This is a genomic window from Streptosporangium sp. NPDC023825 (genome assembly GCF_040639575.1).
Taxonomy (GTDB): Bacteria; Actinomycetota; Actinomycetes; order Streptosporangiales; family Streptosporangiaceae; genus Streptosporangium.
Genome location: NZ_JBFAAE010000056.1, coordinates 38,161 through 63,433 on the forward strand (window position 1 = coordinate 38,161; position 25,273 = coordinate 63,433).

At 70.8% G+C, this 25,273-nt stretch carries 29 protein-coding genes and 1 pseudogene; 19 read left to right on the forward strand and 11 right to left on the reverse strand.

What is annotated here, in order from left to right; translation table 11 throughout:
* Positions 1-46: 46 nt before the first annotated feature.
* Complete coding sequence (nhaA, locus tag AB0G15_RS33870; RefSeq protein WP_362847789.1) at positions 47-1,387, reverse strand: Na+/H+ antiporter NhaA; 1,341 nt, start codon at positions 1,385-1,387, stop codon at positions 47-49.
* 306 nt (positions 1,388-1,693) lie between these two features.
* Here nhaA and AB0G15_RS33875 point away from each other — a divergent pair, with 306 nt between their 5' ends.
* Entirely contained in the window at positions 1,694-2,188 is a 495-nt protein-coding gene (locus AB0G15_RS33875; protein ID WP_362847792.1) for a MarR family transcriptional regulator, read from the forward strand.
* Positions 2,189-2,198: 10 nt separating this feature from the next.
* Here the strand turns inward: AB0G15_RS33875 and AB0G15_RS33880 are convergent, their stop codons facing one another.
* Entirely contained in the window at positions 2,199-2,639 is a 441-nt protein-coding gene (locus AB0G15_RS33880; protein WP_362847795.1) for an STAS domain-containing protein, read from the reverse strand.
* 128 nt (positions 2,640-2,767) lie between these two features.
* Here AB0G15_RS33880 and AB0G15_RS33885 point away from each other — a divergent pair, with 128 nt between their 5' ends.
* Positions 2,768-3,301 (forward strand): hypothetical protein, encoded by a 534-nt coding sequence (locus tag AB0G15_RS33885; RefSeq protein ID WP_362847797.1) that lies wholly within the window; start codon positions 2,768-2,770, stop codon positions 3,299-3,301.
* 4 nt (positions 3,302-3,305) lie between these two features.
* Positions 3,306-4,340: a PP2C family protein-serine/threonine phosphatase gene (locus AB0G15_RS33890; RefSeq protein WP_362847800.1), complete on the forward strand. Its 1,035-nt coding sequence runs from the start codon at positions 3,306-3,308 to the stop codon at positions 4,338-4,340.
* A 155-nt stretch (positions 4,341-4,495) separates the two neighbouring features.
* Here the strand turns inward: AB0G15_RS33890 and AB0G15_RS33895 are convergent, their stop codons facing one another.
* Positions 4,496-5,359, reverse strand: coding sequence for an alpha/beta hydrolase (locus AB0G15_RS33895; RefSeq protein WP_362847803.1), 864 nt, complete (start codon positions 5,357-5,359; stop codon positions 4,496-4,498).
* Between the two features lie 219 nt (positions 5,360-5,578).
* Here AB0G15_RS33895 and AB0G15_RS33900 point away from each other — a divergent pair, with 219 nt between their 5' ends.
* On the forward strand, positions 5,579-5,824 hold the full coding sequence (locus AB0G15_RS33900) for a Tn3 family transposase (RefSeq protein ID WP_362847806.1): 246 nt from the start codon (positions 5,579-5,581) through the stop codon (positions 5,822-5,824).
* A complete protein-coding gene (locus AB0G15_RS33905; protein ID WP_362847809.1) occupies positions 5,821-6,036 on the forward strand; it encodes a hypothetical protein in 216 nt (71 codons plus the stop codon). The genes AB0G15_RS33900 and AB0G15_RS33905 overlap by 4 nt, the downstream gene beginning before the upstream one ends.
* A 128-nt stretch (positions 6,037-6,164) precedes the next feature.
* Here AB0G15_RS33905 and AB0G15_RS33910 read toward each other — a convergent pair whose 3' ends face one another.
* A complete protein-coding gene (locus AB0G15_RS33910; protein WP_362847812.1) occupies positions 6,165-6,623 on the reverse strand; it encodes a helix-turn-helix domain-containing protein in 459 nt (152 codons plus the stop codon).
* Between the two features lie 262 nt (positions 6,624-6,885).
* Between AB0G15_RS33910 and AB0G15_RS33915 the strand changes: the two genes are divergently transcribed.
* The 9 genes from AB0G15_RS33915 (at position 6,886) to AB0G15_RS33955 (ending at position 13,025) form a co-directional block, all read left to right on the forward strand.
* Positions 6,886-7,359 (forward strand): CocE/NonD family hydrolase C-terminal non-catalytic domain-containing protein, encoded by a 474-nt coding sequence (locus tag AB0G15_RS33915; protein WP_362847815.1) that lies wholly within the window; start codon positions 6,886-6,888, stop codon positions 7,357-7,359.
* Entirely contained in the window at positions 7,356-8,360 is a 1,005-nt protein-coding gene (locus AB0G15_RS33920; protein WP_362847817.1) for an NAD-dependent epimerase/dehydratase family protein, read from the forward strand. Before AB0G15_RS33915 ends, AB0G15_RS33920 begins: the two co-directional genes overlap by 4 nt.
* 18 nt (positions 8,361-8,378) lie before the next feature.
* Complete coding sequence (locus AB0G15_RS33925) at positions 8,379-9,524, forward strand: FAD-dependent monooxygenase (RefSeq protein ID WP_362847819.1); 1,146 nt, start codon at positions 8,379-8,381, stop codon at positions 9,522-9,524.
* Positions 9,525-9,673: 149 nt separating this feature from the next.
* Positions 9,674-9,943: a DUF998 domain-containing protein gene (locus AB0G15_RS33930; RefSeq protein WP_362847822.1), complete on the forward strand. Its 270-nt coding sequence runs from the start codon at positions 9,674-9,676 to the stop codon at positions 9,941-9,943.
* Positions 9,944-9,946: 3 nt separating this feature from the next.
* Positions 9,947-10,381 (forward strand): hypothetical protein, encoded by a 435-nt coding sequence (locus AB0G15_RS33935; protein WP_362847824.1) that lies wholly within the window; start codon positions 9,947-9,949, stop codon positions 10,379-10,381.
* Positions 10,382-10,386: 5 nt separating this feature from the next.
* Positions 10,387-11,307 carry an ABC transporter ATP-binding protein gene (locus tag AB0G15_RS33940; protein ID WP_362847826.1) on the forward strand — a complete coding sequence of 307 codons (921 nt, stop codon included), beginning with the start codon at positions 10,387-10,389 and terminating at the stop codon, positions 11,305-11,307.
* Positions 11,300-12,079, forward strand: coding sequence for an ABC transporter permease (locus AB0G15_RS33945; protein ID WP_362847829.1), 780 nt, complete (start codon positions 11,300-11,302; stop codon positions 12,077-12,079). Before AB0G15_RS33940 ends, AB0G15_RS33945 begins: the two co-directional genes overlap by 8 nt.
* A gap of 218 nt (positions 12,080-12,297) precedes the next feature.
* On the forward strand, positions 12,298-12,549 hold the full coding sequence (locus AB0G15_RS33950; protein WP_362847832.1) for a nucleotide disphospho-sugar-binding domain-containing protein: 252 nt from the start codon (positions 12,298-12,300) through the stop codon (positions 12,547-12,549).
* A complete protein-coding gene (locus AB0G15_RS33955; RefSeq protein ID WP_362847835.1) occupies positions 12,522-13,025 on the forward strand; it encodes a hypothetical protein in 504 nt (167 codons plus the stop codon). The genes AB0G15_RS33950 and AB0G15_RS33955 overlap by 28 nt, the downstream gene beginning before the upstream one ends.
* Positions 13,026-13,393: 368 nt before the next feature.
* On the opposite strand, the gene AB0G15_RS33960 is transcribed toward AB0G15_RS33955, so the two are convergent.
* From AB0G15_RS33960 to AB0G15_RS33970, 3 genes and pseudogenes are all read right to left on the reverse strand, one after another.
* Entirely contained in the window at positions 13,394-14,146 is a 753-nt protein-coding gene (locus AB0G15_RS33960; protein ID WP_362847837.1) for a TnsA-like heteromeric transposase endonuclease subunit, read from the reverse strand.
* Between the two features lie 193 nt (positions 14,147-14,339).
* A complete protein-coding gene (locus AB0G15_RS33965; protein ID WP_362847864.1) occupies positions 14,340-14,822 on the reverse strand; it encodes a hypothetical protein in 483 nt (160 codons plus the stop codon).
* Between the two features lie 171 nt (positions 14,823-14,993).
* Positions 14,994-15,449, reverse strand: a pseudogene (locus AB0G15_RS33970) (TniQ family protein); the annotation flags it as partial.
* A gap of 167 nt (positions 15,450-15,616) precedes the next feature.
* On the opposite strand from AB0G15_RS33970, the gene AB0G15_RS33975 reads away from it, so the two are divergent.
* The 3 genes from AB0G15_RS33975 to AB0G15_RS33985 are packed head-to-tail and all read left to right on the forward strand — an operon-like array spanning position 15,617 to position 17,734.
* Complete coding sequence (locus AB0G15_RS33975; protein WP_362847839.1) at positions 15,617-16,261, forward strand: TetR/AcrR family transcriptional regulator; 645 nt, start codon at positions 15,617-15,619, stop codon at positions 16,259-16,261.
* Positions 16,258-16,473 carry a ferredoxin gene (locus tag AB0G15_RS33980; RefSeq protein WP_362682552.1) on the forward strand — a complete coding sequence of 72 codons (216 nt, stop codon included), beginning with the start codon at positions 16,258-16,260 and terminating at the stop codon, positions 16,471-16,473. Before AB0G15_RS33975 ends, AB0G15_RS33980 begins: the two co-directional genes overlap by 4 nt.
* A complete protein-coding gene (locus AB0G15_RS33985; RefSeq protein ID WP_362847841.1) occupies positions 16,460-17,734 on the forward strand; it encodes a cytochrome P450 in 1,275 nt (424 codons plus the stop codon). Before AB0G15_RS33980 ends, AB0G15_RS33985 begins: the two co-directional genes overlap by 14 nt.
* A 186-nt stretch (positions 17,735-17,920) precedes the next feature.
* Here the strand turns inward: AB0G15_RS33985 and AB0G15_RS33990 are convergent, their stop codons facing one another.
* Entirely contained in the window at positions 17,921-18,808 is an 888-nt protein-coding gene (locus tag AB0G15_RS33990) for an LLM class F420-dependent oxidoreductase (RefSeq protein WP_362847844.1), read from the reverse strand.
* Between the two features lie 519 nt (positions 18,809-19,327).
* Here AB0G15_RS33990 and AB0G15_RS33995 point away from each other — a divergent pair.
* Positions 19,328-20,710 (forward strand): S1 family peptidase, encoded by a 1,383-nt coding sequence (locus AB0G15_RS33995; protein ID WP_362847847.1) that lies wholly within the window; start codon positions 19,328-19,330, stop codon positions 20,708-20,710.
* Between the two features lie 86 nt (positions 20,711-20,796).
* On the opposite strand, the gene AB0G15_RS34000 is transcribed toward AB0G15_RS33995, so the two are convergent.
* From AB0G15_RS34000 to AB0G15_RS34010, 3 genes are all read right to left on the reverse strand, one after another.
* Positions 20,797-22,113, reverse strand: coding sequence for a hypothetical protein (locus AB0G15_RS34000; protein ID WP_362847850.1), 1,317 nt, complete (start codon positions 22,111-22,113; stop codon positions 20,797-20,799).
* Between the two features lie 9 nt (positions 22,114-22,122).
* Entirely contained in the window at positions 22,123-22,509 is a 387-nt protein-coding gene (locus AB0G15_RS34005; protein ID WP_362847853.1) for a hypothetical protein, read from the reverse strand.
* Between the two features lie 113 nt (positions 22,510-22,622).
* A complete protein-coding gene (locus AB0G15_RS34010; RefSeq protein WP_362847856.1) occupies positions 22,623-23,450 on the reverse strand; it encodes a copper resistance protein CopC in 828 nt (275 codons plus the stop codon).
* Between the two features lie 353 nt (positions 23,451-23,803).
* On the opposite strand from AB0G15_RS34010, the gene AB0G15_RS34015 reads away from it, so the two are divergent.
* A complete protein-coding gene (locus AB0G15_RS34015) occupies positions 23,804-25,195 on the forward strand; it encodes a glycoside hydrolase family 16 protein (RefSeq protein ID WP_362847859.1) in 1,392 nt (463 codons plus the stop codon).
* The last annotated feature ends 78 nt before the right edge of the window (positions 25,196-25,273 follow it).

The window sequence follows — 25,273 nt, forward strand, 5'->3', positions numbered from 1 at the left end:
TCGACGAACGTGGCAGATGCTTTGGCCGCTGCCGTCGCCTTCACACTCAGCCTTCGACCTTGCCAGATGAGTCGCTTTCGTAGATGTCGGGGACGCCGTCGTGGTCGAGGTCAGCCGTCTCGAGCTCGTGGACGCGCCGGTAGGTGCGGTTGCGCAGCCGCAGGATGAGCGCCGCGATCAGCGTCGCGGCCAGGGAGCCGGCCAGTACCGCCACCTTGACGTGCTCATCGCCTCCGGCGCCGAAGGCCAGTTCACCGATCAGCAGCGAGACGGTGAACCCGATTCCCGCCAGTACCGACACCCCCGCCACGTCGACCCAGGCCAGGTTCTCGTCCAGGTCGGCTCGGGTGAAGCGGGCCGTCAGCCAGGTCGCGGCCATGATCCCGATCGGTTTGCCCGCCACCAGGCCTGCCACGATCCCCAGCACGATCGGGTCGCCGAAAGCACCCGTCAGGCCGTCCAGTCCGCCCAGGGCCACTCCGGCGGAGAAGAACGCGAACACCGGCACGGCCACCCCGGCCGAGATGGGGCGGAAACGGTGCTCGAAGTGCTCGGCCAGGCCGGGCCCGGCGTCCGTGCCGCCGGCTCGCTCGCTGCGGATGACCGGCACCGTGAAGGCCAGCAGCACCCCGGCGACGGTGGCGTGCACGCCCGAGGCGTGCACAAGCGCCCAGATCGCGACGGCCAGCGGCAGCAGCAGCCACCAGGCGCGCACCCGGCGCTGCACCAGCGCGGCGAAGAGCGCCAGCAACGCCAGCGCCGCGGCCAGCGGCAGCGGCGCCAGGTGGTCGGTGTAGAACAGCGCGATGATGACGATGGCCACCAGGTCGTCGACCACGGCCAGGGTGAGCAGGAAGGTGCGCAGCGCGGTCGGCAGGAACCGGCCGATGACCGCGAGGACGGCGAGTGCGAACGCGATGTCGGTGGCCGTCGGGATCGCCCACCCCTTGCCCGCGCCGGCCACGTTCCAGGTGATGAGCAGATACAGGGCCGCGGGGACGATCACCCCGCCGAGCGCGGCCGCGATCGGGACCGCGGCCCGCCGCGCGTCGCGCAGGTCCCCGGCGACGAACTCGCGTTTGAGCTCCAGCCCGGCCACGAAGAAGAAGATCGCCAGCAGGCCGTCGCCGGCCCAGCCGGCCAAGGAGAGGTTCAGATGCAGCGCCTCGGGGCCGACGCGCAGATCGCGCAGCGCCTCGTAGGCGCCGGCCCACGGGGAGTTGGCCCAGATCATCGCGGCCACCGCGGCGGCCAGCAGCAGCGCCCCGCCGACGGTCTCCTTGCGCACGATGTCGGCGATGCGGCGGGCCTCGCCCCATGATCCCCGGCCCAGCAGGACGGGGCGGCGCGGCGCGACAGGTTGGCGCGGCGGGACGGGGTGCGTCATGGAGTCTCCGGGTTTCGGGTACGGGTCCGACGTTGCCGACCAGACTTCCCGGCGCACCATTGGCCACCCTATCCATCGATCGGTCACCATGCGCCCGCCGAGCGGGTACACGGCAACCGTCTGGGACTCTCCTCACGACGGGGTCAGCCGAAGGGCGCTCGGTGAGGGCCAGAGCGGTGCACGGCCTCGTTGGCGTCAACTCAAGTGCTCGCGCACAGCGTCGGCCGCCGGGGACACAGAAGGCGGGCAGGCGGTCGTCATGCGTGAGGTGACGTCGCGGCCCGGCAAAGTTGTAAAACTACTGGCATGGCAGAGCAGCAACAGGATGTCGGCGGAGAGGACCTCGCGGCGGTCGTCTCCGCGGTGCTGACGGGATCGCGACTGCTGGTCGCCGTCGCCGCCCGTTCGCTGAGCTCGGTCGGCGAGAGCGTCACGCTTCCGCAGTTTCGGATGCTCGTCGTGCTTGCCGGACGGGGCGAGGCCAAGCTCGTGACCTTGGCCGAAGCGCTGGGGGTGAACCCGTCCACCGCCATGCGCATGGCCGACCGGCTGGGAAACGCGAACCTCATCGTCCGCGCCGTCAACCCCGACAACCGGCGCGAGAGCCTGATTCGCCTCACCGGCGAGGGACGGCGCGTCGTCGACGAGGTGACCGCGCGCCGGGCCGCCGAGATCGAGCAGATCGTGTCACGGCTGTCGCCGCAGCAGCGCCGGGCCCTGGTGGCCGCCATGGCGGCGTTCAACGAGGCGGGCGGGGAGCCTGCCGCCGACGCTCACCCGCTGGGCTGGCCCGGGTACTGAGCCCGACCGCTCAGGCCGGATCCCCCATCTTCAATTCGACGACGGCTTGCCCGACGGAGTCCCTGAACACGAACATGCCGGCCAGGCCTTGCCGCCGCATCTCCCGCCGGACGGGGTCGTTGACTCCCGCGAGTATCATCCTGCCGCCCGTCTCCCGGACGTACTTGTCAGCACCGATCAGGGCCGCCAGGCCGTGATCGTCACACGAGCGCAATTCGGTCAGGTCGATCACGAGGTGGGGCGGTTGTTGCAGGGCCAGCGCATGGATCAGGCCACGCTGCACGGTGGCGCAGTTGGCGGCTGTGATGTCGCCCTCCACACGAAGAACCACCGCGTATCCGATGATCACGAACTCGGAGACGGTCACATCGAGGCGGTCGGACATCGAAAGGCTCCAGGGCGGTCGCTGAACAGACTCGCCGACCAGACTTCCCGGCACACCAGTGGTCACGATAACAGATTGACGCCTTATGCAATGTTTGCGCGGTCAATCATTCCTGGCACCTGTTACCTTTGAAGCGGTGCGCCGGGAAGTCTGGTCGGCAACGTCTCAGTCGTCGACTGGTGGAGGCCGCACCCATGGGATCTGTCATTCCCTCCTTCGCGGTGCTCCCGCTACCGGCCGTTTTGGTCTCCAGCCTCGTCAACCGGACGATCCTGTCGATCGCGCCCTGTTCCCGCCTGGTCCCGCCGGCGGGTTTGCCGGTGGGTGACGGCGCCTTTGGCCTGGTGCGTCGGCGACCAGACGATGAGATCGTCATCACGCTCCGTGAACCGGCCCTGTGGGCCGTGCCGTTCACCGCCGGCATGTGCGTGGGCCGGTGTGAACCGCGGGCGACGGGGCGGCTTTGCGCCCGGGTCCTCGACCGCGGCCTGCCGCTGACGCCGGCCGTCACCGCGTCGGCCGGGTACGGCCCGCTCGTCCTGAGCTCTGAGATCGCGGCGGCCCAGAAGGTCTCCCACCTCGGCGCGGTCACCATCGTGCTGTCGATCCTGGTGCACTCCCGCACCGACATCGTGGTCGCCCGCTGGTCCGGCGAACGCGACGTACCCGCCCGGCCCGCCGGATCCGGGGCGAGCGCTCCGTCCGGCCGTGAACGAAAGCAGGGATGAAGACATGCCGAAGTCACAGACGATCATGGGTGTGCTGCCGTTCGGCGTGATGCTGGTGGTCGCCGTGATCGATGTCCTGGCCGGTCCCAGCCTGGGATTCCTGCCGCTGCTGACCTTGGGCCCGACCTTCGGCGCGACGGTCGGAACCGTTCGGCGCACGGCGTTGACCGGCCTGGTCGCCCTCGCGATCTGCGTGCCCCTGGCCGCCTACAACGACCTGCTGTTCACCCGGCAAAACAACCTGACGATCGCCACCATCGCCGGGGTGAGCGGCGCGAGCATGCTGGTCAGCCGACTGCGGATCAACCGGGAGCGGGAGCTGGCGAACGTGCGGCTCGTGGCGGAGGTCGCTCAGCGGGTCCTGCTGCGCCCGGTGCCGCGACGGGCGGGCGACCTGCGCATCGCCCTGTCCTACACCTCCGCGGCCGCCGAGGCCCAGATCGGCGGCGACCTGTACGAAGTGGTCACCACTCCTCACGGCGTCCGGGTTCTGATCGGCGACGTCCAGGGCAAGGGGCTGGAGTCGGTGGAGACCGCCGCCTGGGTCCTGGGCGCCTTCCGTGAGGCCGCCTACGAGGAGGACGACCTCACCCGGCTGTGCGAACGCGTCGAGGCGAGCCTGGCCAGGCACCTGAACGGCGAGAGCTTCGTCACCGCCATCATGGTCGAGGCGCACGACGGTGAGGTCTCCGTCCTGAACTGCGGGCACCCCCCGCCTTTGATCATCCGCTCCGACGGACGCAGCGAAACGGTGGAACCCCCCGAAGACTGTCTCCCGTTGGGACTCGGCGACCTCGGGCTCCCCGGTCCGAAGGCGCTGAGAGTGCCCTTCTGCGACGGCGACCTGATGCTCCTGTACACCGACGGCGTGATCGAGGCCAGGGATCGCGACGGCGTGTTCTTCCCCCTCGGCGACAAGCTCGGACTGCTGCGGCGAGATGACCCTCAGCTCGCGTTGGACGACCTGCGATCGGAGCTGCTGGCCCACGTCGGTGGCCCCCTTCCGGACGACGCCGCCATGCTGCTGGTCCGGCGCTGAGGCGTCGGCGAGCGGCGCGGCCGAAGCAGGCAGACGACACGGCGAGGTGATCGCCGTGGACGCCGTGTCCCTCACCACGCGGCCGGGTGAGATTCAAGCGCTACTGGGGCTCAGCTGCTGGGGCTCAACGGCGCCGGGAGGAGCAGGTGTTCTTCTCAACAGTCCCTACGCGTGAGGAAGTCCTTGATCTTCTCGGTGATCGCGGGGTAGTCGGGGGCGAACCAGATCATGTGGCCGTCGGCCCGGCTTTCGGCCAGCTCGGCCCCCGGGATGGCGGCGGCGAGGGATTCGGCGTGGCTGTAGGGGACCGAGCGGTCGGTGCGGCTGGCGATGACCAGGGTCGGCTGGGTGACCTGCGCGGCGCAGTCGGGGACGGCCAGCATGTCGTTGACGAAACCCGCACCTGAGCGCATCAGGGTGAACAGCGCGATCAGCTCAGCCTGGTCGCGCTCGCTCAAGCCCGCCATGACCTGACCGGCGGGCCGGGTCGACAGGTCGCGCAGCAACAACCACAACCCCGCCCGCGGCGCCGTGTGCATCAGCAGCCGCACCGCCGCCCAGGTCGCGGCCTCGACGCGGGCGTTGAACACCAGGCGGCCGCCCAGGCGGGTGCGCCGATCCGGCCAGGGCAGGAAGGCGACCGCGCTTTGCAGGATCACCCGCTCCACCAGGTGCGGGTGGCGGGCAGCCATGGCCAGGGCGGTGCGTCCGCCCGCCGAGATGCCCACCGCCGCGGCGATGCGCTCGATGCCCAGGCCGCGGCACAGATCTGCGGTGACGTCGGCAAAAGCGGCCGCCGTGGGGGCGATGGCCAAGGGCGTGCGGCCGTATCCCGGGCGCGAGGGGACGAGCACCCGGTGGCCGGAGGTGGTGAAGACCTCCTCGCCCAGGGCCAGCCCGGCCCGCAGGTGACCGCCGTGGAAGATCACGACCGTCCGCGGGCCGTCGCCCTCCAGCCGGTACTCCACCGCACCCGCCGCCAGGCGGGCGGTGCTCGTCTCGCGCTCCAGGACCGTCATGGACCGAAATGCTCGCATGCGCCCGACGGCCGCGTAACTGCCCGTTGACGCATTCTTGAGGGGGTCAGCCCACATAAGCCCAAAGCCCACATTAGGATGATCTTGAAGGGCTGAGCGGCGGGATTAATGAAGCTGTGATCTTCTTTGGCTGTTATGTACGTATTCGTCTCGCTACGGCGCGTTCCGTCCGTTGGCGCGGTGAGCCAGGAGGCGTGTGCGGTGACGTCGGTGGAGCGGACCGCCTACCGGGTGTTCCCCCCGCTTGGTGATGACGCGTGCGCTGTACCTCTTCCACTCCCCACCGCGGTCACCAACAAGGTCGAAGGGTTCAACGGCTTCTCCGGCTGGCTGCGCTTCGGCAACAACGGCGTCATCGCCGACAACGGCCCGGCCGAGCAGGAGAAGATGATCAAATTCACCTCCCTACTGGCCAGCTGCGTGATCCTCCAACCGCCCTCGACATGATCGACGTGCTGCGCCAACCGCTGGCCGAGGGCTGGCAGCCTGAACAGGGCCAGGACATCACCGCCGCCGACATCACGCAGCTGTCGCCCTACCTGACCGCCCACATCAGCCGGTTCGGCCTATATGCCACCGACGTGCTGCGCCTGCGCCCCGACGACGTCGATCCCGACCTACCCGCGATCGACTTCACCGCCTTGGCCGAGGCGGCGTAAAGGGCAAGTAGGCAACTGACGAGCACGGGGAATCGTGGTGAGGCGTTTCGGGCGGCAGGCCGAGTCCTGAACAAGGGCACGGCGTGCTCGCCGATCTTGACGCTCGTTGCTCGAGTCTCGGGCTGGGCTCAGCCGGTTTGCTGATGCCAGCGGTGCAGCAAGGCGGGGAGCTCGCCGAGCAGGAATTCGTAGAAGGCGTGCATCTGAGCCAGGCGTCGGTGGGCGGGGTCGCCGTTTTCGGTGGCGGCGATCCCGGCGGCCGCGGCGTGGAGCATGGCCTGGATGACGGTGTTCTGGCTGGTGAACAGGGTGGCCCAGGCGTCGTCGCGGAGCCGGTAGTGCTCGCGGCGGCTGCCGGGGGCGGGCAGGCGCTCGATCAGGCCGACCGTCAGCAGGGATTTGATGGCGCCGGAGACCGAGCCGGCGCTGGCCTCCAGCCGGTCGGCGATCTCGCCGGCGGTGACGCTTTCCTGGTCGGTGAACAGGAAGACCGCCAGGGTGCGCGCGGCCATGCGCTGCATGCCGCCCTCGATCAGAGTCAGGGCCAGCCGTTCGGCCGCCTGCCACTGCTCATACCGGTCGTTCACGTGCTCGCCTCCTTGCGGGAGAAACAGAATACCAAAAATTCCGACTCTTCAGAAATTTCTGAAAAGTCGGTATAGTCCTCCTATCAGCCTCTTCCGAGAGGTTCGACGGTGTGCCGGGAAGCCTGGTCGGCGATGTGATCTCTCATCAGCCTCGACAGGAATGGACCGGCCATGACCCTGCTCAGCCGCATATACGGCGTGCGCCCCGCCCTGCGTCACCGGATGCGCGTGCGGCGCAACGTGGAGATCCTGTCCGCCGACGGTGTGCGGCTGCCGACCACGCACTCCTACCCGGCAGGCCAACCCCGCCCGCCTCTGGTGCTGCTGCGCAGCCCCTACGGCCGCGGCAACGCCTGGACCGGCTCCCGCGGCGCTGCTGGCCGAGCGCGGCTGCCAGGTGCTGTACCAGAGCCTGCGCGGCACGGCCGGATCCGGCGGCTGCTTCGACGGGTTCGTCGTCGACCCCGCCGACAGCGACGGCACGCTGAGCTGGCTGCACGCCCAGCCGTGGTTCGGCGGCGAGCTCACCCTGTGGCCGATGACCCACCGCTTCGGGCCGGGGCATCGCGTCCGGTTGCGGGTCTCCAGCGGCGCCCACCCACGCTTCGGCCGTGATCCCGACACCAGCCAACCGCTCGCGACCGGGCGCGGCCTGCGCCCCTCGCAGCACGAGATCTTCCACGACCACAGCCACCCGTCAGCCCTCCGGCTGCCCCTCACCCCAGGAGCATCGTGAAACTGCTTGTTCTCGGCGGCACCCACCACGTGGGCCGCGCCGTCGTGGAAGCCGCGCTGGAGCGCGGTGATGAGGTGAGCACGCTCAACCGCGGCCTCAGCCGCGACCCCGCCCCGGGGGTACGGGCGCTGGTCGCCGATCGCACCGACTTCGAGTCCGTCCGGCGGGCGCTGGGCGACGGGCAGTGGGACGCGGTCGTCGACACCTGGGCCTGGGCCCCGCGGGTGGTGCGAGACAGCGCCCGCCTGCTGTCCGGCCGGGCCAGCCACTACGGATACGTCTCCAGCCGCGCCGTACACCGCTGGCCCTGGCCCGCAGGCGCCGACGAGCAGGCGCCCCTGGTCGACGGCGACCCCGCCGGCGAGGAAACCGCCGACTACGCCGCCGCCAAGCGCGGCGGCGAACTCGCCGTCCTGGAGTCTTTCGCCGGACGGGCGTTGCTGGCCAGGGCCGGGATGATCCTCGGCCCGTATGAGGACGTCGGCCGCATCCCCTGGTGGCTTCGCCGTCTGGAGAAGGGCGGCCGGGTCCTGGCGCCCGCCCCGGCCCAGAGGCCTGTGCAATACCTCGACGTCCGGGATCTGGCCGTCTGGATGCTCCGGTCGGCCGAACGCGGCCTTGCCGGCGCCTTCACCGTGACCGGACCACCCGGCGCGATCACCCTCGGCGACCTGCTCACCGCGGCGCTGGAGGTCACCGGCTTCGACACCGAACTGGTGTGGGCGCCACCGGAGCTGCTCTCACGGTACGGCCTGCCGCTCGGCCTGGAGTTCGGGCTGTGGCTGCCCGACGGCAGCGCGCCGAGCGGCATGCACGACGCCGACGTCAGCGCCGCCCTGGCCGAAGGCCTCACCACGCGTCCGCTGCGCGAGACCCTCGCCGACACCTGGGCCTGGCTCCAGGCCGAAGGCGACCCCACGCCCCGCGCGGACGCCCCTTCCCCTGACACCTGGCTGGATGCCGCCGCCGAACAGCGGCTACTCGACCAGCTCTCCCACTAACGAAGGCAGCACCCGCTTATGCGCGCCATCATCATCGGAGCCGGCATCGCCGGCCTGGCCACCGCCCTGCGCCTGCACCAGATCGGCTGGGACACCCTCATCGTCGAACGCGCCCCGCAGCGGCGCGGCGGCGGCTACGCGGTCACCTTCGGCGGCATCGGCTACGACGCCGCCGAACACATGGGCATCCTGCCCGACCTGCTCACAAAGGGCTTCACCACCAACGAACTCGTCTACCACAAGCCGAACGGCGAACGCCGCTTCTCCCTCGACCGCGCCACCATCGCCGCCACCACCGGACCCCGCTCCATCACCATCCTGCGCGGCGATCTGGAAGCAGTCCTGTACGAGAAGGTCGAGGGCCACACCGAGATCCGCTTCGGCGCCACCCTCACCGCCGTCGACCAGGACAGCCGCGCCGTACGCGTGACCTTGACCGGCGGCACCGTCGAGGAGGCCGACCTGCTGATCGGCGCCGACGGCCTGCACTCGGCCACCCGCGCCCTGCTGTTCGGCCCGCAGGAGGATTTCCTGCTCGACCTGGAGCACAAGGTGGCCGTCTACATGCTCGACCGGCGCCCTGCCACCATCGCCCCCGGCGCCACCGGCACCCTGTCCTGCGGTGGCCGCACGGTCGCGGTCATCAGCATCGGCGACGGGCGCAACGTCGCCTTCTTCGGCTACCGCGCCAGCCACGCCCGGCCAGGCGAGGACGTGGCCACCGAACTGCGGCGCGTCTACGGCGGCCTCGGCTGGGTCATCCCCGAAGTCCTGGCCGGGCTGGCGCGGGCCGATTCGGTCTACTTCGACACCATCAGCCAGGTCGTCGCATCGTCGTGGAGCAAAGGCCGGGTGGTGCTGCTCGGCGACGCCGCCTGGTGCGTCACCCTGTTCGCCGGGTATGGCTCCGCCCTGGCCGTCGGCGGCGCCGACCGCCTCGGCACCGAATTGAATGCTCACCCTGGCGACATCCCTGCGGCGCTGGCAGCTTGGGAGGCGGCTATCCGGCCCGAGGCCGAACGCAAGCAGAAACTCGGCCGCCGCGTCAAAGGCGTCTACGCCCCCGCCAACCCGGTGTTGCTGTGGCTGAGCCAGTTGCCCCTGCGGCTGGCCGCCCTGCCCCCTGTCCGCCGGTACATGATCCGCCGCTTCATCAAGGGCTAAAGGTTGGGGGCACCTGGCCGGGCGGGCGGCCAGGTGTTACGTTCCAGGCAACAAAGATCGCGCCCTTCCTGTGGGGCGCGGGTGTCGGAGAGCCGGGAAGTCTGGTCGGCCCGCGATCAATGATCGCGGAGCTAGGAGGCCACTGCCCGATGCGCCCGACCACCATCCTGCTCACCTGCGGCATCGCCGTCGGCGTGCTCGTCCCAGCCCTGATCCTTACCGTCGGTGCCACCCGGCCCGGCTACAGCCTGCTGCGCCACGGCGCCAGCCAACTCGGCACCGGTGAGCGCGGTTGGCTGCAGACGGTCACCTTCGTGATCGGCGGGCTGCTCGAACACGCCGCCCTGCTGGTCGGCTTCGCCTGGATCATCGCCGCCGGTGCCCGCCTGCGCAGCCCGAACACCGTCGTGGAGGCGTGAGCGATGGAGATCACGCTGAAGATCTTGCTCGGCCTGTACATCCTGCAGGCGCTGATCAAGTTCGTCACCCTGCTCGCCGTGCCGTACGCCACCCGCATCAAGCGCATCGCCGCCGTGCACGACGGCGGCGGCTTCCTGCGCTGGTTCGACGACATCCTGCTGCTACTCATGATCACCCTGGTCGCACTGCTGGCCGCCGTCGGGCTGGAGCACCTCAGCTTCATCACCGGCCTGCTGGTCGGCCTCACCCTGACCCAGGTGCTCTTCCACCGCTTCACCCGGCCGCTCGCGCCGGACCGAGCGCCCCCGCAGCCCATCACGCCGATCAAGACCATGTCCTACGCCATCCAGGCCGAACCCCGGCTGGCCTGGCGCGACATCATCCTGCAGGGCGCGCTGCTCATCTGGGCGCTGTTCATGCTCATCACCCAGCAATGACGCCGATGAACAGCGCAGGGGCCCCGGTCATCGAGGTGTCCGGCCTGACCAAGCGCTATCCCGGCGTCCTGGCGGTCGACGACGTCGACCTGAGCGTGCACGCGGGCCAGATCTACGCACTACTGGGACTCAACGGGGCCGGCAAGACCACACTGATCCGCATTCTGCTCGGCATGATCGCCCCCACCGGCGGATCGGCGAGGGTGCTCGGGGCGGCCGTCTCGGCCGGGCAGCGTTCGGCCTGGGCCCGCACCGGCTACCTGGTCGAAGCCCCGGCCGCCTACCCGGAGCTGACCGTGCGCGAGAATCTGCACCTGTACGCCCGCCTGCGCCGCCTCCAACACCCCGGCCGACACGTGGAGGACATCATCGAACGGCTGGCCCTGACCGCCTACGCCGCTCGGCGCGCACGCACCCTGTCGATGGGCAACCTGCAGCGCCTGGCCCTGGCCAAAGCCCTCATCCACAGCCCCGACCTGCTCATCCTCGACGAACCCGTCAACGGTCTTGATCCCGCAGGCGTGGTGGAGATCCGTACCCTGCTGACCGGCCTGGCCCGCGAGCACGGCACCACCGTGCTGATCTCCAGCCACCTGCTGGCCGAAGTCGCCCGCCTCAACGGCCGCATCGCCATCCTGCACCAGGGCCGGCTGCTGGCCGAACACGACGCCACCAGCCTGGACCAACACCGGCACCGCCACCTACACGTTTCCACCCGCGACGACGCCACAGCCGGCCGGGTGCTGCGCGATCACGGCTACCACCCCGAACCCGGCCTGCTGCTGGCCGACGCGCGTGCCCTGGCCCGGCCCGAGGAGGTGGCCACCATCCTGATCGAAGCAGGCGTGCCCCTCACCGAACTCCGGCCGGTGGAAGAGGACCTGGAAGCCTACTTCTTGCGCATCGTCGGAGCCGGCCATGCGTGAGGCGCTGTGGAGCGAACTCCTCAAAGCGCGACGCAGCCGCCTGCCCGCTCTCACCGCGCTCGCCTTCACCCTCGTCACCCTCGTGTGCGGGCTGTTCATGTTCATCCTGGCCGACCCCGCCCGCGCCCGCGCGCTGGGACTGCTCGGCGACAAGGCCCAGCTGTCCGGCGCCAGCGCCGACTGGCCCGGCTACCTGGCCCTGCTCGCCCAAGCGGTCGCCGTGGGCGGCCTGCTCGTCTACAGCATGATCGCCATCTGGGTGTTCGGCCGCGAGTTCAGCGACCACACCGCCAAGGACCTGCTCGCCCTGCCCACCTCCCGTACCACCATCGTGGCCGCCAAGTTCACCCTCACCGCCGCCTGGGCCCTGCTGCTCGCCGCGGGCACGACCGCCGGCGGCCTGCTGCTCGGCGCGCTGCTGGCCCTGCCCGACTGGTCGACGCAGGCCATCGCGTCCGGTATCGCGAAGATCCTCATCGCCGCCGCACTGTCGGCGGTGCTGACCACACCGCTGGCGCTGGCCGCCAGCATCGGCCGCGGCTACCTGGCGGCGGTCGGCGTGCTGTTCGTGCTGGCCTTCGCCGCCCAGATCATCGCCGCGCTCGGCTTCGGCGCCTGGTTCCCCTACTCGGTACCCGGCCTGTACGCGGGCATCACCGGGCCCGGCCACGACCCACCTGGACCGATCAGCGTCCTGCTCGTCCTGGCCACCGGCGCAGCCGGCATGGCAGCAACCCTCGCGTGGTGGCGCAACGCCGACCACGACCGCTGACCCGAACTGATGCTGTCAGTCATCTGATCCCAAGGCCCGGGGCAGCCTGCGCCTCACTTGAGACAACCACCTCGCCACCTGTGAAGATGACCCCCGTCTGCGGGGGGCCGGCCAAGCCTGTCAGGCGTTTGAGGAACTGCTCGATCGGCAAGCCCTGGCCCCGTTCCTGAGAGGTGTTCGTGCTGGACCAGACCCCGCACGACTGACTGTTCCCGCGCATGGCCGCGATCGTCCACCACGGCGGCAGCGGCACCACCGGCGCGGCGCTGGCCGCAGGACGACCGCAGGTCATCTGCCCCTTCGTCGCCGACCAGCCCTTCTGGGCCGCCCGCGCCCACGCCGCGGGCGTCGCCCCCGCACCCCTGCCGCAAGGACTCACGGTCATCCGCCAGGCCAGCAGCGTCCGGGTCGCGACGTCGATCGCCAGCACGACGTGCACCTTATGGGTGACGTCGCCGATCGGGTCGTAGGCGATCACATCCAGCGGGGTGGCGTCGATCATCACCACCTGGCCCGGCCGCACCGCCGGGTCTGGCCGGTAGGAACGCTGCGGACGCGCCGCCGCGCTGCGCCGCGAGGGAGCGCGGCCGAAGGTGTACTGGCCCGGCAGCAGCACCTCAACGTGGCGGGCGACGGTCTTGGCAGAAGGAATCCGCACCGTCCCCGGCCCGTACTCGTGATCCAGCCGATCCTGCAGCCGCCGGCAGAACCGGTCCAAGCCACCGGTGGAGTCCTCTCGTTCACCGACCCGGTGCTGAGCGAGGATCGCATCCAGCACTCGCTGATCGGCGCGGGCCAGCGGATCGCGTACCTCAGCGCCGCGTCCGTCGATCAACCCAGGACGTTCCTCCGTACGGAAACGGCGCAGCTTGCGCCAGATCGTCCGCTCGCTGATACCGAGTTCAGCGGCCTTGGCCCGGACCCGATCACCGCGCCGCGGATGTAACGCCAGATCGTAGGCAGGGCGTGGCTCACCTGGTGCGGCCTGCTCCGGATCGCCACTGCGGTAGCCGGTTTTGATCTCGTTCAAGTGCGCCTCGAGGTCACGCACTGCTGCCGCCTTGTCCTCCGGCAAGCCGTCCAACAGCGCCCCGGCGTCGACGGCAGAGGAAGCCGACTCGGCAGAGATCTCGCTGACCAGCCGAAACCCGGGCGCCGCCATCAGGGCCGCGATGTAGATGGCCGTCCACTCCCCACCGGCCGATCGCAGGTGAACCTCGCTGCCGCTCTGACCGACCACCTGGTGGCGTGCGTCGTTGAACCACACCCACTCACCCGTCGCCAGCCGCCGACCGGTCGCCTCTCCGTCTCCGCTCACCGCCGCGCCCCAGCGCCGCTGCTCGCCGCAGTGGCCTGAACCAAGCTGGTGTCCTCCAGCGGCCGAGTCAGGTCCACTGTCAGTTCCCCGGTCCAGCACAGGTGCAACACGACCGCGCGAGCCACCAGCGGTTCGGCGGTAAAGCTGACCAGCTGCACCGGCTCGCCGGCCAGGGACAACAACTGCGCACGGTAGTGGCTCACCCCCACCATCTCGCGGCGATAACCCGCCAACGCCAGCACGTTGATCGTGCGTTGCCGCCCAGGCGGTTCGCCGACCAGTTCGTAGCCCCAGCCCGCCACCGCGCAGCAGGCCGCCACCCGCTCGGCGGTCGCCTTCACCTTCGCATCGGCCAGCCGAGCGGGATTCTTCACTTCCATGATCGTCGCCGAGCCGTCCAGCCGGCGGACGAACAAGTCAGGCGTGGCCTTCCAGGAGCCGCGATCGTCCACGCCGAACAGTTGCATCGGCTGGCCGGAGAAGCCGCTCACCTCGGGGTTGAAGTCCAGCAGCGTCATCCAGACACTCTCCAGATACGACTCGCATTCGATCATCCGGTTCGTCGTGGAAGACCAGTGAGTGCTCGGCGTGTGCGCCTGATCGGCGCGGTGCGGGATTCGCCGGACCGCACCGCAGTTCTCGAAAGCCACCTCGGCGGCATCTTCGAGCGAGCAGCGCTCTTCCTGCCCATCCGGGTGCAGGTAGCGAACTTGGACGCTGCGTAGCTGCAGGTCGGCAGCCAACTTCATCGCGCCTCCACAGGCTGTCAGGCCGCCTTTTCTTGGTCATCCAGACCTCGGCAACACCCGGTAGACTACTGTGACCTACATCACAATAGCGCCCTGTGATCGGATCTGTCCTCGCTTTCCCTGCCATGGCCCCTCAACTGGCCCGTTGCCCACAGACCAATTAATTCACCACCATTCCACTCCTCAGCCTCGCTCAGGACCGGCGACCGCGCCGAGGCAAGACATCGAGAGCCGCTGCGAACACGGATGGCAAATCCAATTCCACGAGCGGATCCGGATGCCGACCGTTCCACCTGATTCGAGCGGCTGCGACCAGTGGCTTCAACCGGACCGCCAATTCCCCTTCCCCCTCCGCGGCGACCACGTGCGAGGCCACTGCCAGCAATCCCGCTGCCACCAACGCGGTCTGGGGAACCATCCCGAAGCGGCCCGCTGATCCTGCCCGGTTCCACCGGCGCACCACCGCTTCTGTGGCCATTGCCAGCCGGGCATCGGAAGACATCGCATCCAGTAAAGGCAGAACCTCCGGCATCCCCAGGCGGACCAGCATCGCAATCGCTTTCAACGCCGCGAACCACTGGCCGGCGCCCACCACCTGGGCCGCGATCAGCGCGGGCCGGCGGCGCGTCGCCACCTCGAGCATCAGCCGTTGCGCGTCGACGAGTTCGTTGCTCACCGTACTCGTCCTGATCTGCGAGATCGGTTGATCGCAAACACTCCCGCTAACGATCGCGCCGCATTGCAACGGGGCAGGTACGCGTGTGCGAGACAGACCGCGCGGCTGACCAACAGGCCCCCTTCGTATGCGTACGCGACATGATGGGCAGTGATCCACCAGACCCACCCGATGGATCGGACAGACCCCGGCCCAACCCAGCTTCCACCACATCTGCCACGCTCCCCCCGAAGCCGCCAAGCACTCTGGGCAAGCCCGACCGCCGAAGAATTGCGCCCACTCACGAGCCTCCGCCCGGCGGACCGACTCCTTGCCCCCCACACGGACGCCCGCCAAGTTCACGGCGGAGCCGTCGAACATCTCCAGGTGCATTCCCTGGGCGATCTTGGCATCCACTCCCGTGGCGGACCTGATCGCCTTGTACGTCTCCGGATTCGCGACGACGCCGTACGCCAGCGATCGGACATCGCCGGCCTTCGCACGCACGTCCAGTCCCAAAGACTCAACGAGCGTCCACGGCGGGCATCCGTTCCGCACCGCCATCCGATCAACCCAAGAGGCGAACGACTCACCCGGCTGCGGCTCGACCACCAACGTCAAACGCCTAGGTGTACGGCCAGATGTCACAGGCCGAACCTCCTGTCGTACACGCCTCTACTGCCATCCCCGATGGCCCACTGCCAAGTCCACTGACAACTCGCGTGCCGTACTGACATCTGCAAAGGCTCCCGACAACAATCCCAAATGTTTCTGACATCGTTGACATATCAAATGAACGTTCTTTTAATTGGCGCATGGGGCGTATCGCCGGCGTCACCGCCACCGAAACCCGGGAGCGACTGCTGCGCGCGGCGGCCGAGTCCTTCGCCCAGCGCGGTTATGACGGCACGCGCGTGGCCGACATCGCCGTGGCCGCGGGGGTGAGCAACGGCGCCCTGTACGCCCACTTCGGCTCGAAGGCCGAGCTGCTGGTGGCAGCGCTGCGCGCGCACGGGCCGCAGCTGCTGGCCAAGTTGTTCGCCGCCGACCCGGACCGGCCGATCACGGAGTTGCTGGCCGTCGTCGGCCGCGGGCTCCCGCGCCGGCGCGACGCCCACGGCTACCTCATCGTCGAGGCGCTCGTGGCGGCGCGGCGCGACGAGGACGTCGCCCGGCCGATGCGCGGCTACGTCGGCGAACGCACCGACTGGCTCGCCGGGCTCATCCGTGCCGCCCAGAACGACGGCGAGCTGGACGGCGAGCTGTCGCCGGACGCGCTGGCGCACTTCTGCCTGCTGCTCGCGATGGGCAGCGCGCTCGTCACACCCGATCTGCACCCGGTCGACGACGGGGAGTGGGCCGCGTTGCTCGCCCGTGTCGTCTCCGCCCTGGCCCCTGCCGGCACCGCGGCACAGGCCTCGGCCCCCGGCACCACAGCACACAGGGGAGCGTCACAGTGAAAGTAAGGATCGACCCCGAGCGATGCCAGGGACACGGTCGCTGCTACGACCTCGCTCCCGGCCTGTTCGGCGAGGACGACGAGGGCTACGGGCTGGTCGTCGGCGACGGCGTCGTACCCCCGGGCGAGGAGCAGACTGCGCGCCTGGCCATGGCGAACTGCCCGGAAAGAACGATCGAGATCCTTCAGGAGGCGCGACATGACCGTCGATGACCGCTTCGGCCAGCGGGAATTCGAGGAGAGGCTGCGGGAGCGCCCTGACGGCGTGCGCAACGAGGTCATCACCGGGCCGGTCTCCGACTGGGCGACAGACTTCTCCCACACCGAGCCGGAGTGGGCGGCCGACCCGTACCCGATCCAGGACGACCTGCGGCAGCGCTGCCCGATCGCGCACACCGACCGGTTCGGCGGCGCGTGGCTGCCGACCCGCTACGAGGACGTCGCGGCCATCGCCTACGACACCGAGCGCTTCTCCTCCCGGTCGGTCGTCATGAGCAACTTCCGGCCGCCGCGCGAGGTGGCGCCGGTGGGCGGCACGCCGCCGATCTCCTCCGACCCGCCCTTCCACCACGACGCGCGCAAGCTGCTGCTGCCGATGTTCACCAGGACGGTGGTCTCCAGGCAGGAGCCGGCGACGCGGGCGTTCTGCCACTCGCTCATCGACGGGCTGGAGGGGCAGGACGTCATCGACGCCGCCCGCGACTACGCCCAGCACATCCCGACGCGCGTCATCGCCGACATGCTGGGCTTCCCGCCCGAGGACGGGCCGCAGTTCCGTGAGTTCGTCGAGAACGCGCTGGAGGGCATCAACCTGCCGCCGGAGGAGCGCATCCCCCGGATGGAGAAGCTGTTCAGCTACCTGCTGGCGCAGATCCGCGACCACGTCGACAACCCGCGGGACGACCTCACGACCTACCTCGTCAACGCGGAGCTGTACGGCAGGAAGCTGGAGTCGCTCCACGTGGCGGGCACGATGGCGCTGCTGCTCATCGCCGGCATCGACACGACGTGGAGCGCGATCGGCGCCTCGCTGTGGCACCTGGCCAAGACGCCGGCCGACCGCGAGCGCCTGGTCGCCGAGCCCGCCCTGCTGCCGACCGCGATGGAGGAGTTCCTCCGGGCCTACGCGCCGGTCACGATGGCGCGGCTGGTCAAGGAGGACATGCACTGGCGCGGCGTCGACATGAAGGCCGACGACTGGGTCCTGCTGTCGTTCCCGGCGGCCAACCGCGACCAGGCCCAGTTCGACCGGGCGGACGAGGTCGTCATCGACCGCGAGGTCAACCGGCACGCCGCGTTCGGCCTGGGCATCCACCGCTGCGTGGGCTCGCACCTGGCCCGCATGGAACTGCAGGTCGCCCTCGAGGTCTGGCTGGAGCGGATCCCGGCCTTCAGCCTCGACGACCCGGCGGCGGTGACCTGGGCGACGGGCCAGGTCCGCGGGCCGCGCACGCTCCCGCTCCGCATCGGCTGACCGGGCCCGGGGCGGGACGGATCACCCACGCGGGGAGCCCCAGGGCGCTCCCGTCCCGTCACGGACATCCGCGCGACCCGCGACATCGTCCGCGTCTGGTGTGGCGGCGTCGAACACGGCCCGGTCCGGGCGTGACGGAGCGTGTGACCGCGGCGCGGGCCCGTGCTCAGCCGTCCAGCTCCGTGCTCAGCCATCCAGCGGGAGTGCCCCGGCCAGGCGACGCCACGCGTCGCGCGGCAGGTCGTGGAAGGGGTCGTCGGTCACCACCTGGATCGCGAGGTGATCGGCTCCCGCGGCCAGGAAGTCCGCGGCCCTCCCGGCGACGGCGTCGGCGTCCCCGAGCGCGAACACCGCGTTCACCAGCCGGTCGCTGCCGCCGTCGCGGAAGTCGTCCTCCTCGAAACCCAGCCGGAGCAGGTTGTTGGTGTAGTTGGGCAGCTTCAGGTAGAGGCGGAGATAGCCGCGCGCGGTGGCGCGGGCGCTTTCGAGGTCGGGATCGAGGACCACCTTCAGCTCGGGGGCGAGCAGGGCGTGCTCTCCCAGGATCTCGCGGGCCCAGGCGGTGTGCTCGACGGTGACGAGGTACGGGTGCGCGCCCGCGGCCCTGTCCCGGGCCAGCTCCAGCATCCTGGGGCCGAGAGCGGCCAGAACACGCGCCTGCGCGGGTACCGCCTCGGCGGCGGAGTCCAACGCGTCCAGATACTCCCGCATCGCGGAGTACGGGCGCGCGTACCGCTCGGTGAAGCCCTCGTGGCTCACGCCGAGCCCCAGGACGAAGCGCCCGGGATACCTTCGCTCGAGAGCGGCCCGCCGGGCGGCCACCTCGGTGGCCTCGTAGTCCCAGATGCTGAGGATGCCGGTGGCCACGGTGATGCGAGGGGCCGCCTCAAGGACCGGTACGGCGTAGTCGACGGCCGGGCTCCCGCCGAGCCAGAGCGTGCCGTACCCCAGCGCGTCCAGCTCGGCCACCGCGTCGTCGAACTCGCTCGTGCCGGCCGGGCCGTCGCCGCGCGACGCGTTGCTCCAGGCCCCGCTCCAGACGCCGAACCTGCCCAACCGGCTGTCTCGCGGCATGACGACCTCCCTGAACATAGGCGAACTGAACACAGGCGAACATGTCTGCCGCCCTCGGTCCTGCTCGCGGGAGCGAGGCGCGGCCACCGGCCCTCCGACGGCACACCGCTCCTCCCGCCTGCCCCTTCATCTCCACCGTGTCCCGCGGTCAAACCGAACGTTCGCCCGCGCTCCCGGGCGATGCCGGGTACCCGACCCGATGCGAAGAAGTTCACGAACGCTGCCGGAAACCGATGAAGTGCCCGACCGGAGCCGGCCGTCGCGGGCGCGGGGAGCGCGGCCGCCGGCCCTGGCCTGGAGGTACCGGCCCGCCGCCCGGGATCAGCGTGGCGCCCGGCCTTGACCTGGAGGTACCGGCCCGCGGCCCGGGATCATCCCTCCCGCGTGGCGCCCGGCCTTACCGGCCGGAACCGGCGGCGGCTGGACTAAGGTGGCGATGCCCCTGTCGCGCGGCCGGCCCGCGACGCGGCATGACCTCCCCCCTCACGCTTCGGAAGCCGAGGTCGAGGAGAGATTCACATGTCCCGCAGCCACATCGCCGCCACGGGGAGCGTCCTGGCGATCACCGCGCTCACCCTGACCGCCCTTCCGGCCGTCGTCGCGCACCGGGCGGCGGGCGCCGCCCACGCCCCCGCGCCTGCTCTGACACCTTCTCCCACCGTCACCCCGCCCCGGCCCGCGGGCACCGCACCCACCCCGGCGGCACCGACCCCGACCGCCTTCGCCCCGACGGTCCTCACCCCGGTGGCCCCACCTCGGACGGCGGCGAGCACTCCCCCCGCGATAAACCTGCCGCGGGGCGTCATCGAGGCGCTCCAGCGCGACCTCGGTCTCACCAGGAGTCAGGCCGAGACCCGGCTGCGCAACGAGATCCGGCTGGCATCGGTCGCGGAGCGGCTGCGCGAGGAGCTCGGCGGCCGCTTCGGCGGCTCCTGGCTCACGGGAACCCTCGCGCAGACCCTCGTGGTCGCCACCACCAGCGCCGCCGACATTCCGAGGATCATCTCCGCGGGCGCCAGGGCCGAGGTCGTCCGCGCGTCGCTGGCGACGCTCAAGGCGGTCAAGCGGAAGCTCGACGAGGCCCTGCCCGACCGCCCGGTCGGGGGAAGCGTCCGGTACGTCGACGTGCGGAGCAACAAGGTCGTCGTCCTGTCCAGGCACGCCTCGGTGACCCAGAACGTCCTCAGGTCCATCGGGGTGGACACGGACCTGGTGGTCGTGGTGGCCTCCCAGGAGGACCCGCGTCCCCTGCACCTCGTGGTGCGTCCCCCGTACGGCCTCAAGGGGGGCGACGCCTACTACGTCGGGGAGAACCGCTGCTCCGTCGGCTTCCCGGTGACCCGCGGGGCCCGGAGAGGGTTCGTCACCGCCGGCCACTGCGGCAGGAAGGGCGACGTCACCACCGGCTTCAACCGGATCGCCCAGGGCACCTTCCAGGCCTCGACCTTCCCGGTCAGCGACTTCGCGTGGATCGCGGTGAACGACCGCTGGGCGCCCACGGCGGAGGTGCGCAGCGGCGGCACGGGAACCACCGTGCCCGTCGCCGGTGCCACGGCGGCCATCGAGGGCGCCTCGGTCTGCCGGTCGGGTTCCACGACCGGATGGCACTGCGGCCTCATCCTGCAGCGCGACGTCAGTGTCGTGTACCCCACGGGAAAGCTCTTCGAGATGACCCGCACCAGCGTCTGCTCGGAGAGCGGCGACTCCGGCGGCGCCCTCGTCTCGATCGACCAGGCCCAGGGGGTCACCTCCGGCGGTTCCGGCGACTGCACCCCGAACGGCACCGGTGGCGTCACCTACTTCCAGCCGATCCGCGAGATCCTCAGGACCCACCGGCTGACCCTGATGACCGCCGCCTCCGCCCCGCCCTTGGCCCCCGCCCTCGCCGGGCGGGTCCGGTAGCCGACCGGTCCGGCAGGCGGGGCCGGTCGACAGGCAGGACCGGCCCGGCGGATGGCAGGGCCGGTCCGATGGATGGGCAGGGCCGGTCAGCCCGCGAAGAGGAGAAGCAGGCCCACCACCGTGTAGGCCACCATCAGGACGAGGAGCGGGATCTGCCCGATGACGGCGGTCCGCCGCGGGAACAGGGCCAGCGCGCGGTCGTGGGCGAGCACGGTGCCGAGCACGTGACCGACGACGATGACCGTCACCTGGAGCATGGCGATCCCGGCCGGGGAGGTACCGATCGCCTGCACGGTCCACCCCGCGGTGCCCAGCCAGTCGGCGCCGGTGACCAGCGGATCGGAGAGCAGGGCGAGGGTCCGCTGGCCTTCGAGCAGGAGGAGCGTGTAGTAGTGGGCGACCACGTACCCGACGGCGATCGGGACCACCGCGTGGGCGAGCTCGCCCGCCGTCGTCCCCGGCTCCGCCGCACCCCACCGACCCGCCAGCGAGGTCGCGCCGTGGTACGCCGCGAGAACCAGCCCGATCACGCTGAGCAGGCCCACCGTCCCCATGACCGGGGCAGGCACCGAGCTCTCCTGCACGAAGCGCACCCAGACCGGGGCGTTGGAGAGGCTGTCGTACATGGTGGAGCCGAGGAGCACCACCACCAGCACTGTCAGCCCCGGCACCGGCCGGAGCCCTGCCATCCCGTCCAGCGAGTTGCGCCAGGTCACGACGCCGTCGGGACCTCTCACCACCGGCGCGAGCCGGCCGACGAGGGTGCTGTAGACCTCGAACGCGTCCGCGTGGTCGAACCAGCGCGACCCGAAGAGCACCGCTCCCCCGAGCATGAACACGACGTACACGGCGAGCCAGGTCCCGATGACGGGCAGGGTGGCCCGTTCGGGGGCGACGAGTTCCAGCCAGACGAAGGCGAGGAGACCGCCGGCGGCGGGCCAGTAGCCGAGCCCGCCCGGCAGCGGGCGCAGCCCGGTGCCGGGGTCGCGTCCGAGCCCCCGGCAGGCCAGCAGGTGCAGCGTCCGCAACGGGTTCAGGACCGGCCACACCGGCCCGAACAGCAGCGAGAGCGGCACCAGGCCGACCCAGAACAGGACGTAGAACACCCCCGCCGTGGGGTTCTCGACCCGGTCCGGGCCAAAAAGCAGGCCCACGCAGAAGTACGCCGCGGCGACGAGCCCGGCGACGCGCCAGAACCACGGCCACGCCCGCGCGGACACCACCCCCTGGACCAGGGAGGCCAGCGGGCGGGGACGGCGGAGGTCACCGCCCAGCCGCGGCTCGGTCCACAGGGCGCCCAGTGCCACGAACGACACCAGCAGGGCGAGGATCGCGCCGGTCAGCGCCGCCTCGAAGGGGATCGGCAGGTCCTGGCGACCGCCGATGCCGTGAGCCAGGAACATCACGCCGGCCTAGCGCACCACGAGCTGGAAGAGCTGCAGCTTCGAGTGGTGGGTCTCGACCTCGAACAGCCCGTCCTGGTCGGCGACGAACTCGATCGTCGCGGGGGTGCCCGGCTTCAGGTCCGCCGCCTTGTCGTAGCCGTGGACGTGCGCCTCGTCGGCCGCGTCACCGGTCACCGTGATCCGTACCGTCTGGCCCTTGGCCACGTCGATCCGTCCGGGCGGGGGCGTCACCTGCCGCCCGGCGATGGTCACCGCGATCTCCTTGACCGTCGAGGCGCCGGGGGCCGCGCTGGGCGAGCCGCAGGCCGTGGCCGTCAGCAGGGCCGTCAGCAGGGTCACGCCGAGCATGAGCGCGGCGAGCAGCGGGCGGCGGCGGGCAAGGGGGGGCGTCATGGCTGTTCTCCTGGGGGTGGGGGTGTCAGGCCGGCGCGGAGGCGGCGGGCCGGCATGGCGGCGGGGACGGCGAATCGGTACGGGGGAGGGCGGCGGGGCCGGGGAGGAGCCGGTCAGCGCCGCTTGGCGGTCTTGACCGCCTTGGCGCCCTTCGCCTTGCGCGACGCGGTCGCGGGCCGGCCCGGGGGCGTTCGCGCGGGCGGGCCGGTGGGACGCCGCCGGACCTGCGCGCCGCGGGGCGACGGCCGCCGTGCCGCCCGGACCACCATGAACCCCACCCCGACCACGAGGGCGGCGGGCAGCAGCCACACCGACAGGTCGAAGCCCGAGGCGGCCTGGGGGGCGTTCGACGCCGCGGCCTGAGGCGTGGCCTGGGGGGTGGCCGGCGCGGCCGCTCCGGCCGACGGTACGGCGGCGCCGGGTTCCGAGGGGTTGAGCAGCGCGGGGTCGGGCTCGTTCACGGGGGCCTTCCAGCCCTTGGGCGGTCCCGACGTCTTGCCCTTGTAGGTGAACTTGACCTCTCCGGTGACCTTCTCGCCGTCCGAGGCGACCGACATGTAACGGGCGACGTACAGGCCCTGCTCCGGCCAGTACGCGACCGGGACCATCGCCGGGAACCCGGTGTGGTAGAGGTTCGGCTGCCAGGTGCCGTCCACGAGGTTGTACTCCGTGACCGGCTCGTCGAGGCGCTTGGGCTGCCCGTGCGACCACGGCTCGTCGACGCGGGCGCCGCTGGGGGTGGTGACGGTGAAGTACGCGTTCGGGGCGGGCTTCTCGGTGAAGTAGAGCGCGAGCGACTCCAGCGGTTCTTTCACCGTGCTGTCCTTGGCCGGCGTCGACATCGCGAGCTGGCCGTGCGCGGACGCGGGCGTCGCGAGGGCGGTCAGCGCGACGCCGGCGACGACGGCCAGCACGAGCAGCTGACCCAACCAGCGCGCCATCGCCACCTCTGCTCTCCACTGGAAGGGCCCACTGGCCCTGGAAACCGCGGGCGATTCCGACCGCTCAAGGTCAATTCCCGTCGAGAGTAGCCGCTTTTGTCCCATATGAACAGAACTTCGACCCGCATCCAACCAAAGAGCGTCGGGGATTGTGAGCCACGCCGTCCCGCGCCCGTTCCGCGGCGCGCGGCGGACTCCCCCAGACCTCGCGGCAGGGCTTTGAGAGCGCTCTCAGGCTTTTTCCGACGGAGGTGTTGACCAAACTTAACCTTCGCGTAACAGTGAAACCAATCGGTCTTTACACTGCAGCGACGTTCGGCCGTCCTTCTCGTTCGCCCTGTGAGAGGTTCCGAATGAGCAACCCCCCGCGAAGAAAGCGCTCTCTCGGATGGATCTCGGTCATCGCCGCCGCCCTGGTGCCGACGCTGATCGCGATCACCGCCCACGCCTCCGTACCGTCGACTCCGTCCGGGTGGTCCCTGGTCTGGAGCGACGACTTCAACGGCGGCGCCGGATCGCTCCCCTCGTCCGCCAACTGGATCGTCGACACCGGCCACGCCTACCCGGGCGGCCCCGCCAACTGGGGCACCGGTGAGGTCCAGCGCTACACCGACAGTCCCGCCAACCTGAGCCTCGACGGCGGCGGGAACCTGCGCATCACCCCGGTCAGGAGCGGGAGCGAGTGGACGTCGGGCCGCGTCGAGACCCGCCGCGCGGACTTCAAGCCCGCCTCCGGGCGCGTCCTGCGCATCGAGAGCCGCCTGCAGATGCCCAACGTCACCGGCAGCGCGGCCCTGGGCTACTGGCCCGCCTTCTGGGCGCTGGGAGCGCCGTACCGCGGCAACTACTGGAACTGGCCCGGCATCGGCGAGTTCGACATCATGGAGAACGTCAACGGCGTCAACTCCGTCTGGGGCGTGCTCCACTGCGGCGTGAACCCCGGCGGCCCCTGCAACGAGACCACCGGCCTCGGCGCCAGCAGGGCCTGCCCCGGCTCCTCCTGCCAGTCGGCGTTCCACACCTACCGCTTCGAGTGGGACCGCGCCGTCACGCCGAACCAGTTGCGCTGGTACGTCGACGGGCAGCAGTTCCACAGCGTCAGCCAGGCGCAGTTCGACGCCGGGACCTGGGACGCCATGACCGGCCACCAGGGCTACTTCCTGCTGCTCAACGTGGCCATGGGCGGGGCGTTCCCCAACGCGCTGGCCGGGCCGACCCCGACCTCCGCCACGGTCTCGGGACGGCCGATGCTCGTCGACTACGTGGCCGTCTGGCAGAGCGGCTCCGGCTCCACTCCCAGCCCCACTCCGACGGTCACGCCACCCCCGGGCGGGGTGGACGCCCGCTCCACCATCCAGGCCGAGCGCCACCAGGCGCAGTCGGGCACGTCGCTGGAGACCACCACGGACAGCGGCGGCGGGCAGAACGTCGCGCAGATCGGCAACGGTGACTGGCTGCGCTTCGACGGCGTGAACTTCGGCACCGCGGCGGCCACGCAGTTCAACGCCCGCGTCGCGTCCGGGGCGGCCGGAGGGGTCAGCGGGCTGGTCCAGGTGCGCCTCGGCAGCCCGACGGCCACCCCGATCGGCGACTTCGCCGTCGGCAACACCGGGGGCTGGCAGAGCTGGCGCACGGTCCCGGCCAACATCGGCGGGGTGATCGGGACCCACACGGTCTACGTCACCTTCAGCAGCGGGCAGCCCGCCGACTTCGTCAACCTCAACTGGTTCTCCTTCGGCGGCTGACCCCCGGCCACCGGGCCCACCGCGGCGGGGGGGGCCCCCCCGGCCCGCCGCCCCCCCCCCCAGCAACAGGCACCCACC

Bases quoted from the DNA above. Each gene is read 5' to 3' on its own strand.
- AB0G15_RS33905 (WP_362847809.1), top strand. From the start codon at position 5,821: ATGATCGACGTGCTGCGCCAACCGCTGGCCGAGGGCTGGCAGCCTGAA.
- AB0G15_RS33935 (WP_362847824.1), top strand. From the start codon at position 9,947: ATGGAGATCACGCTGAAGATCTTGCTCGGCCTGTACATCCTGCAGGCG.
- AB0G15_RS33925 (WP_362847819.1), top strand. From the start codon at position 8,379: ATGCGCGCCATCATCATCGGAGCCGGCATCGCCGGCCTGGCCACCGCC.
- AB0G15_RS33955 (WP_362847835.1), top strand. From the start codon at position 12,522: ATGGGTGACGTCGCCGATCGGGTCGTAGGCGATCACATCCAGCGGGGT.
- AB0G15_RS33950 (WP_362847832.1), top strand. From the start codon at position 12,298: ATGGCCGCGATCGTCCACCACGGCGGCAGCGGCACCACCGGCGCGGCG.
- AB0G15_RS33995 (WP_362847847.1), top strand. From the start codon at position 19,328: ATGTCCCGCAGCCACATCGCCGCCACGGGGAGCGTCCTGGCGATCACC.
- AB0G15_RS34000 (WP_362847850.1), bottom strand. From the start codon at position 22,113: ATGTTCCTGGCTCACGGCATCGGCGGTCGCCAGGACCTGCCGATCCCC.
- AB0G15_RS33930 (WP_362847822.1), top strand. From the start codon at position 9,674: ATGCGCCCGACCACCATCCTGCTCACCTGCGGCATCGCCGTCGGCGTG.
- AB0G15_RS33875 (WP_362847792.1), top strand. From the start codon at position 1,694: ATGGCAGAGCAGCAACAGGATGTCGGCGGAGAGGACCTCGCGGCGGTC.
- AB0G15_RS33885 (WP_362847797.1), top strand. From the start codon at position 2,768: ATGGGATCTGTCATTCCCTCCTTCGCGGTGCTCCCGCTACCGGCCGTT.
- AB0G15_RS34005 (WP_362847853.1), bottom strand. From the start codon at position 22,509: ATGACGCCCCCCCTTGCCCGCCGCCGCCCGCTGCTCGCCGCGCTCATG.
- AB0G15_RS34015 (WP_362847859.1), top strand. From the start codon at position 23,804: ATGAGCAACCCCCCGCGAAGAAAGCGCTCTCTCGGATGGATCTCGGTC.
- AB0G15_RS33890 (WP_362847800.1), top strand. From the start codon at position 3,306: ATGCCGAAGTCACAGACGATCATGGGTGTGCTGCCGTTCGGCGTGATG.
- AB0G15_RS33940 (WP_362847826.1), top strand. From the start codon at position 10,387: ATGAACAGCGCAGGGGCCCCGGTCATCGAGGTGTCCGGCCTGACCAAG.
- AB0G15_RS33895 (WP_362847803.1), bottom strand. From the start codon at position 5,359: ATGACGGTCCTGGAGCGCGAGACGAGCACCGCCCGCCTGGCGGCGGGT.
- AB0G15_RS33985 (WP_362847841.1), top strand. From the start codon at position 16,460: ATGACCGTCGATGACCGCTTCGGCCAGCGGGAATTCGAGGAGAGGCTG.
- AB0G15_RS34010 (WP_362847856.1), bottom strand. From the start codon at position 23,450: ATGGCGCGCTGGTTGGGTCAGCTGCTCGTGCTGGCCGTCGTCGCCGGC.
- AB0G15_RS33990 (WP_362847844.1), bottom strand. From the start codon at position 18,808: ATGCCGCGAGACAGCCGGTTGGGCAGGTTCGGCGTCTGGAGCGGGGCC.
- nhaA (WP_362847789.1), bottom strand. From the start codon at position 1,387: ATGACGCACCCCGTCCCGCCGCGCCAACCTGTCGCGCCGCGCCGCCCC.
- AB0G15_RS33975 (WP_362847839.1), top strand. From the start codon at position 15,617: ATGGGGCGTATCGCCGGCGTCACCGCCACCGAAACCCGGGAGCGACTG.
- AB0G15_RS33945 (WP_362847829.1), top strand. From the start codon at position 11,300: ATGCGTGAGGCGCTGTGGAGCGAACTCCTCAAAGCGCGACGCAGCCGC.
- AB0G15_RS33960 (WP_362847837.1), bottom strand. From the start codon at position 14,146: ATGAAGTTGGCTGCCGACCTGCAGCTACGCAGCGTCCAAGTTCGCTAC.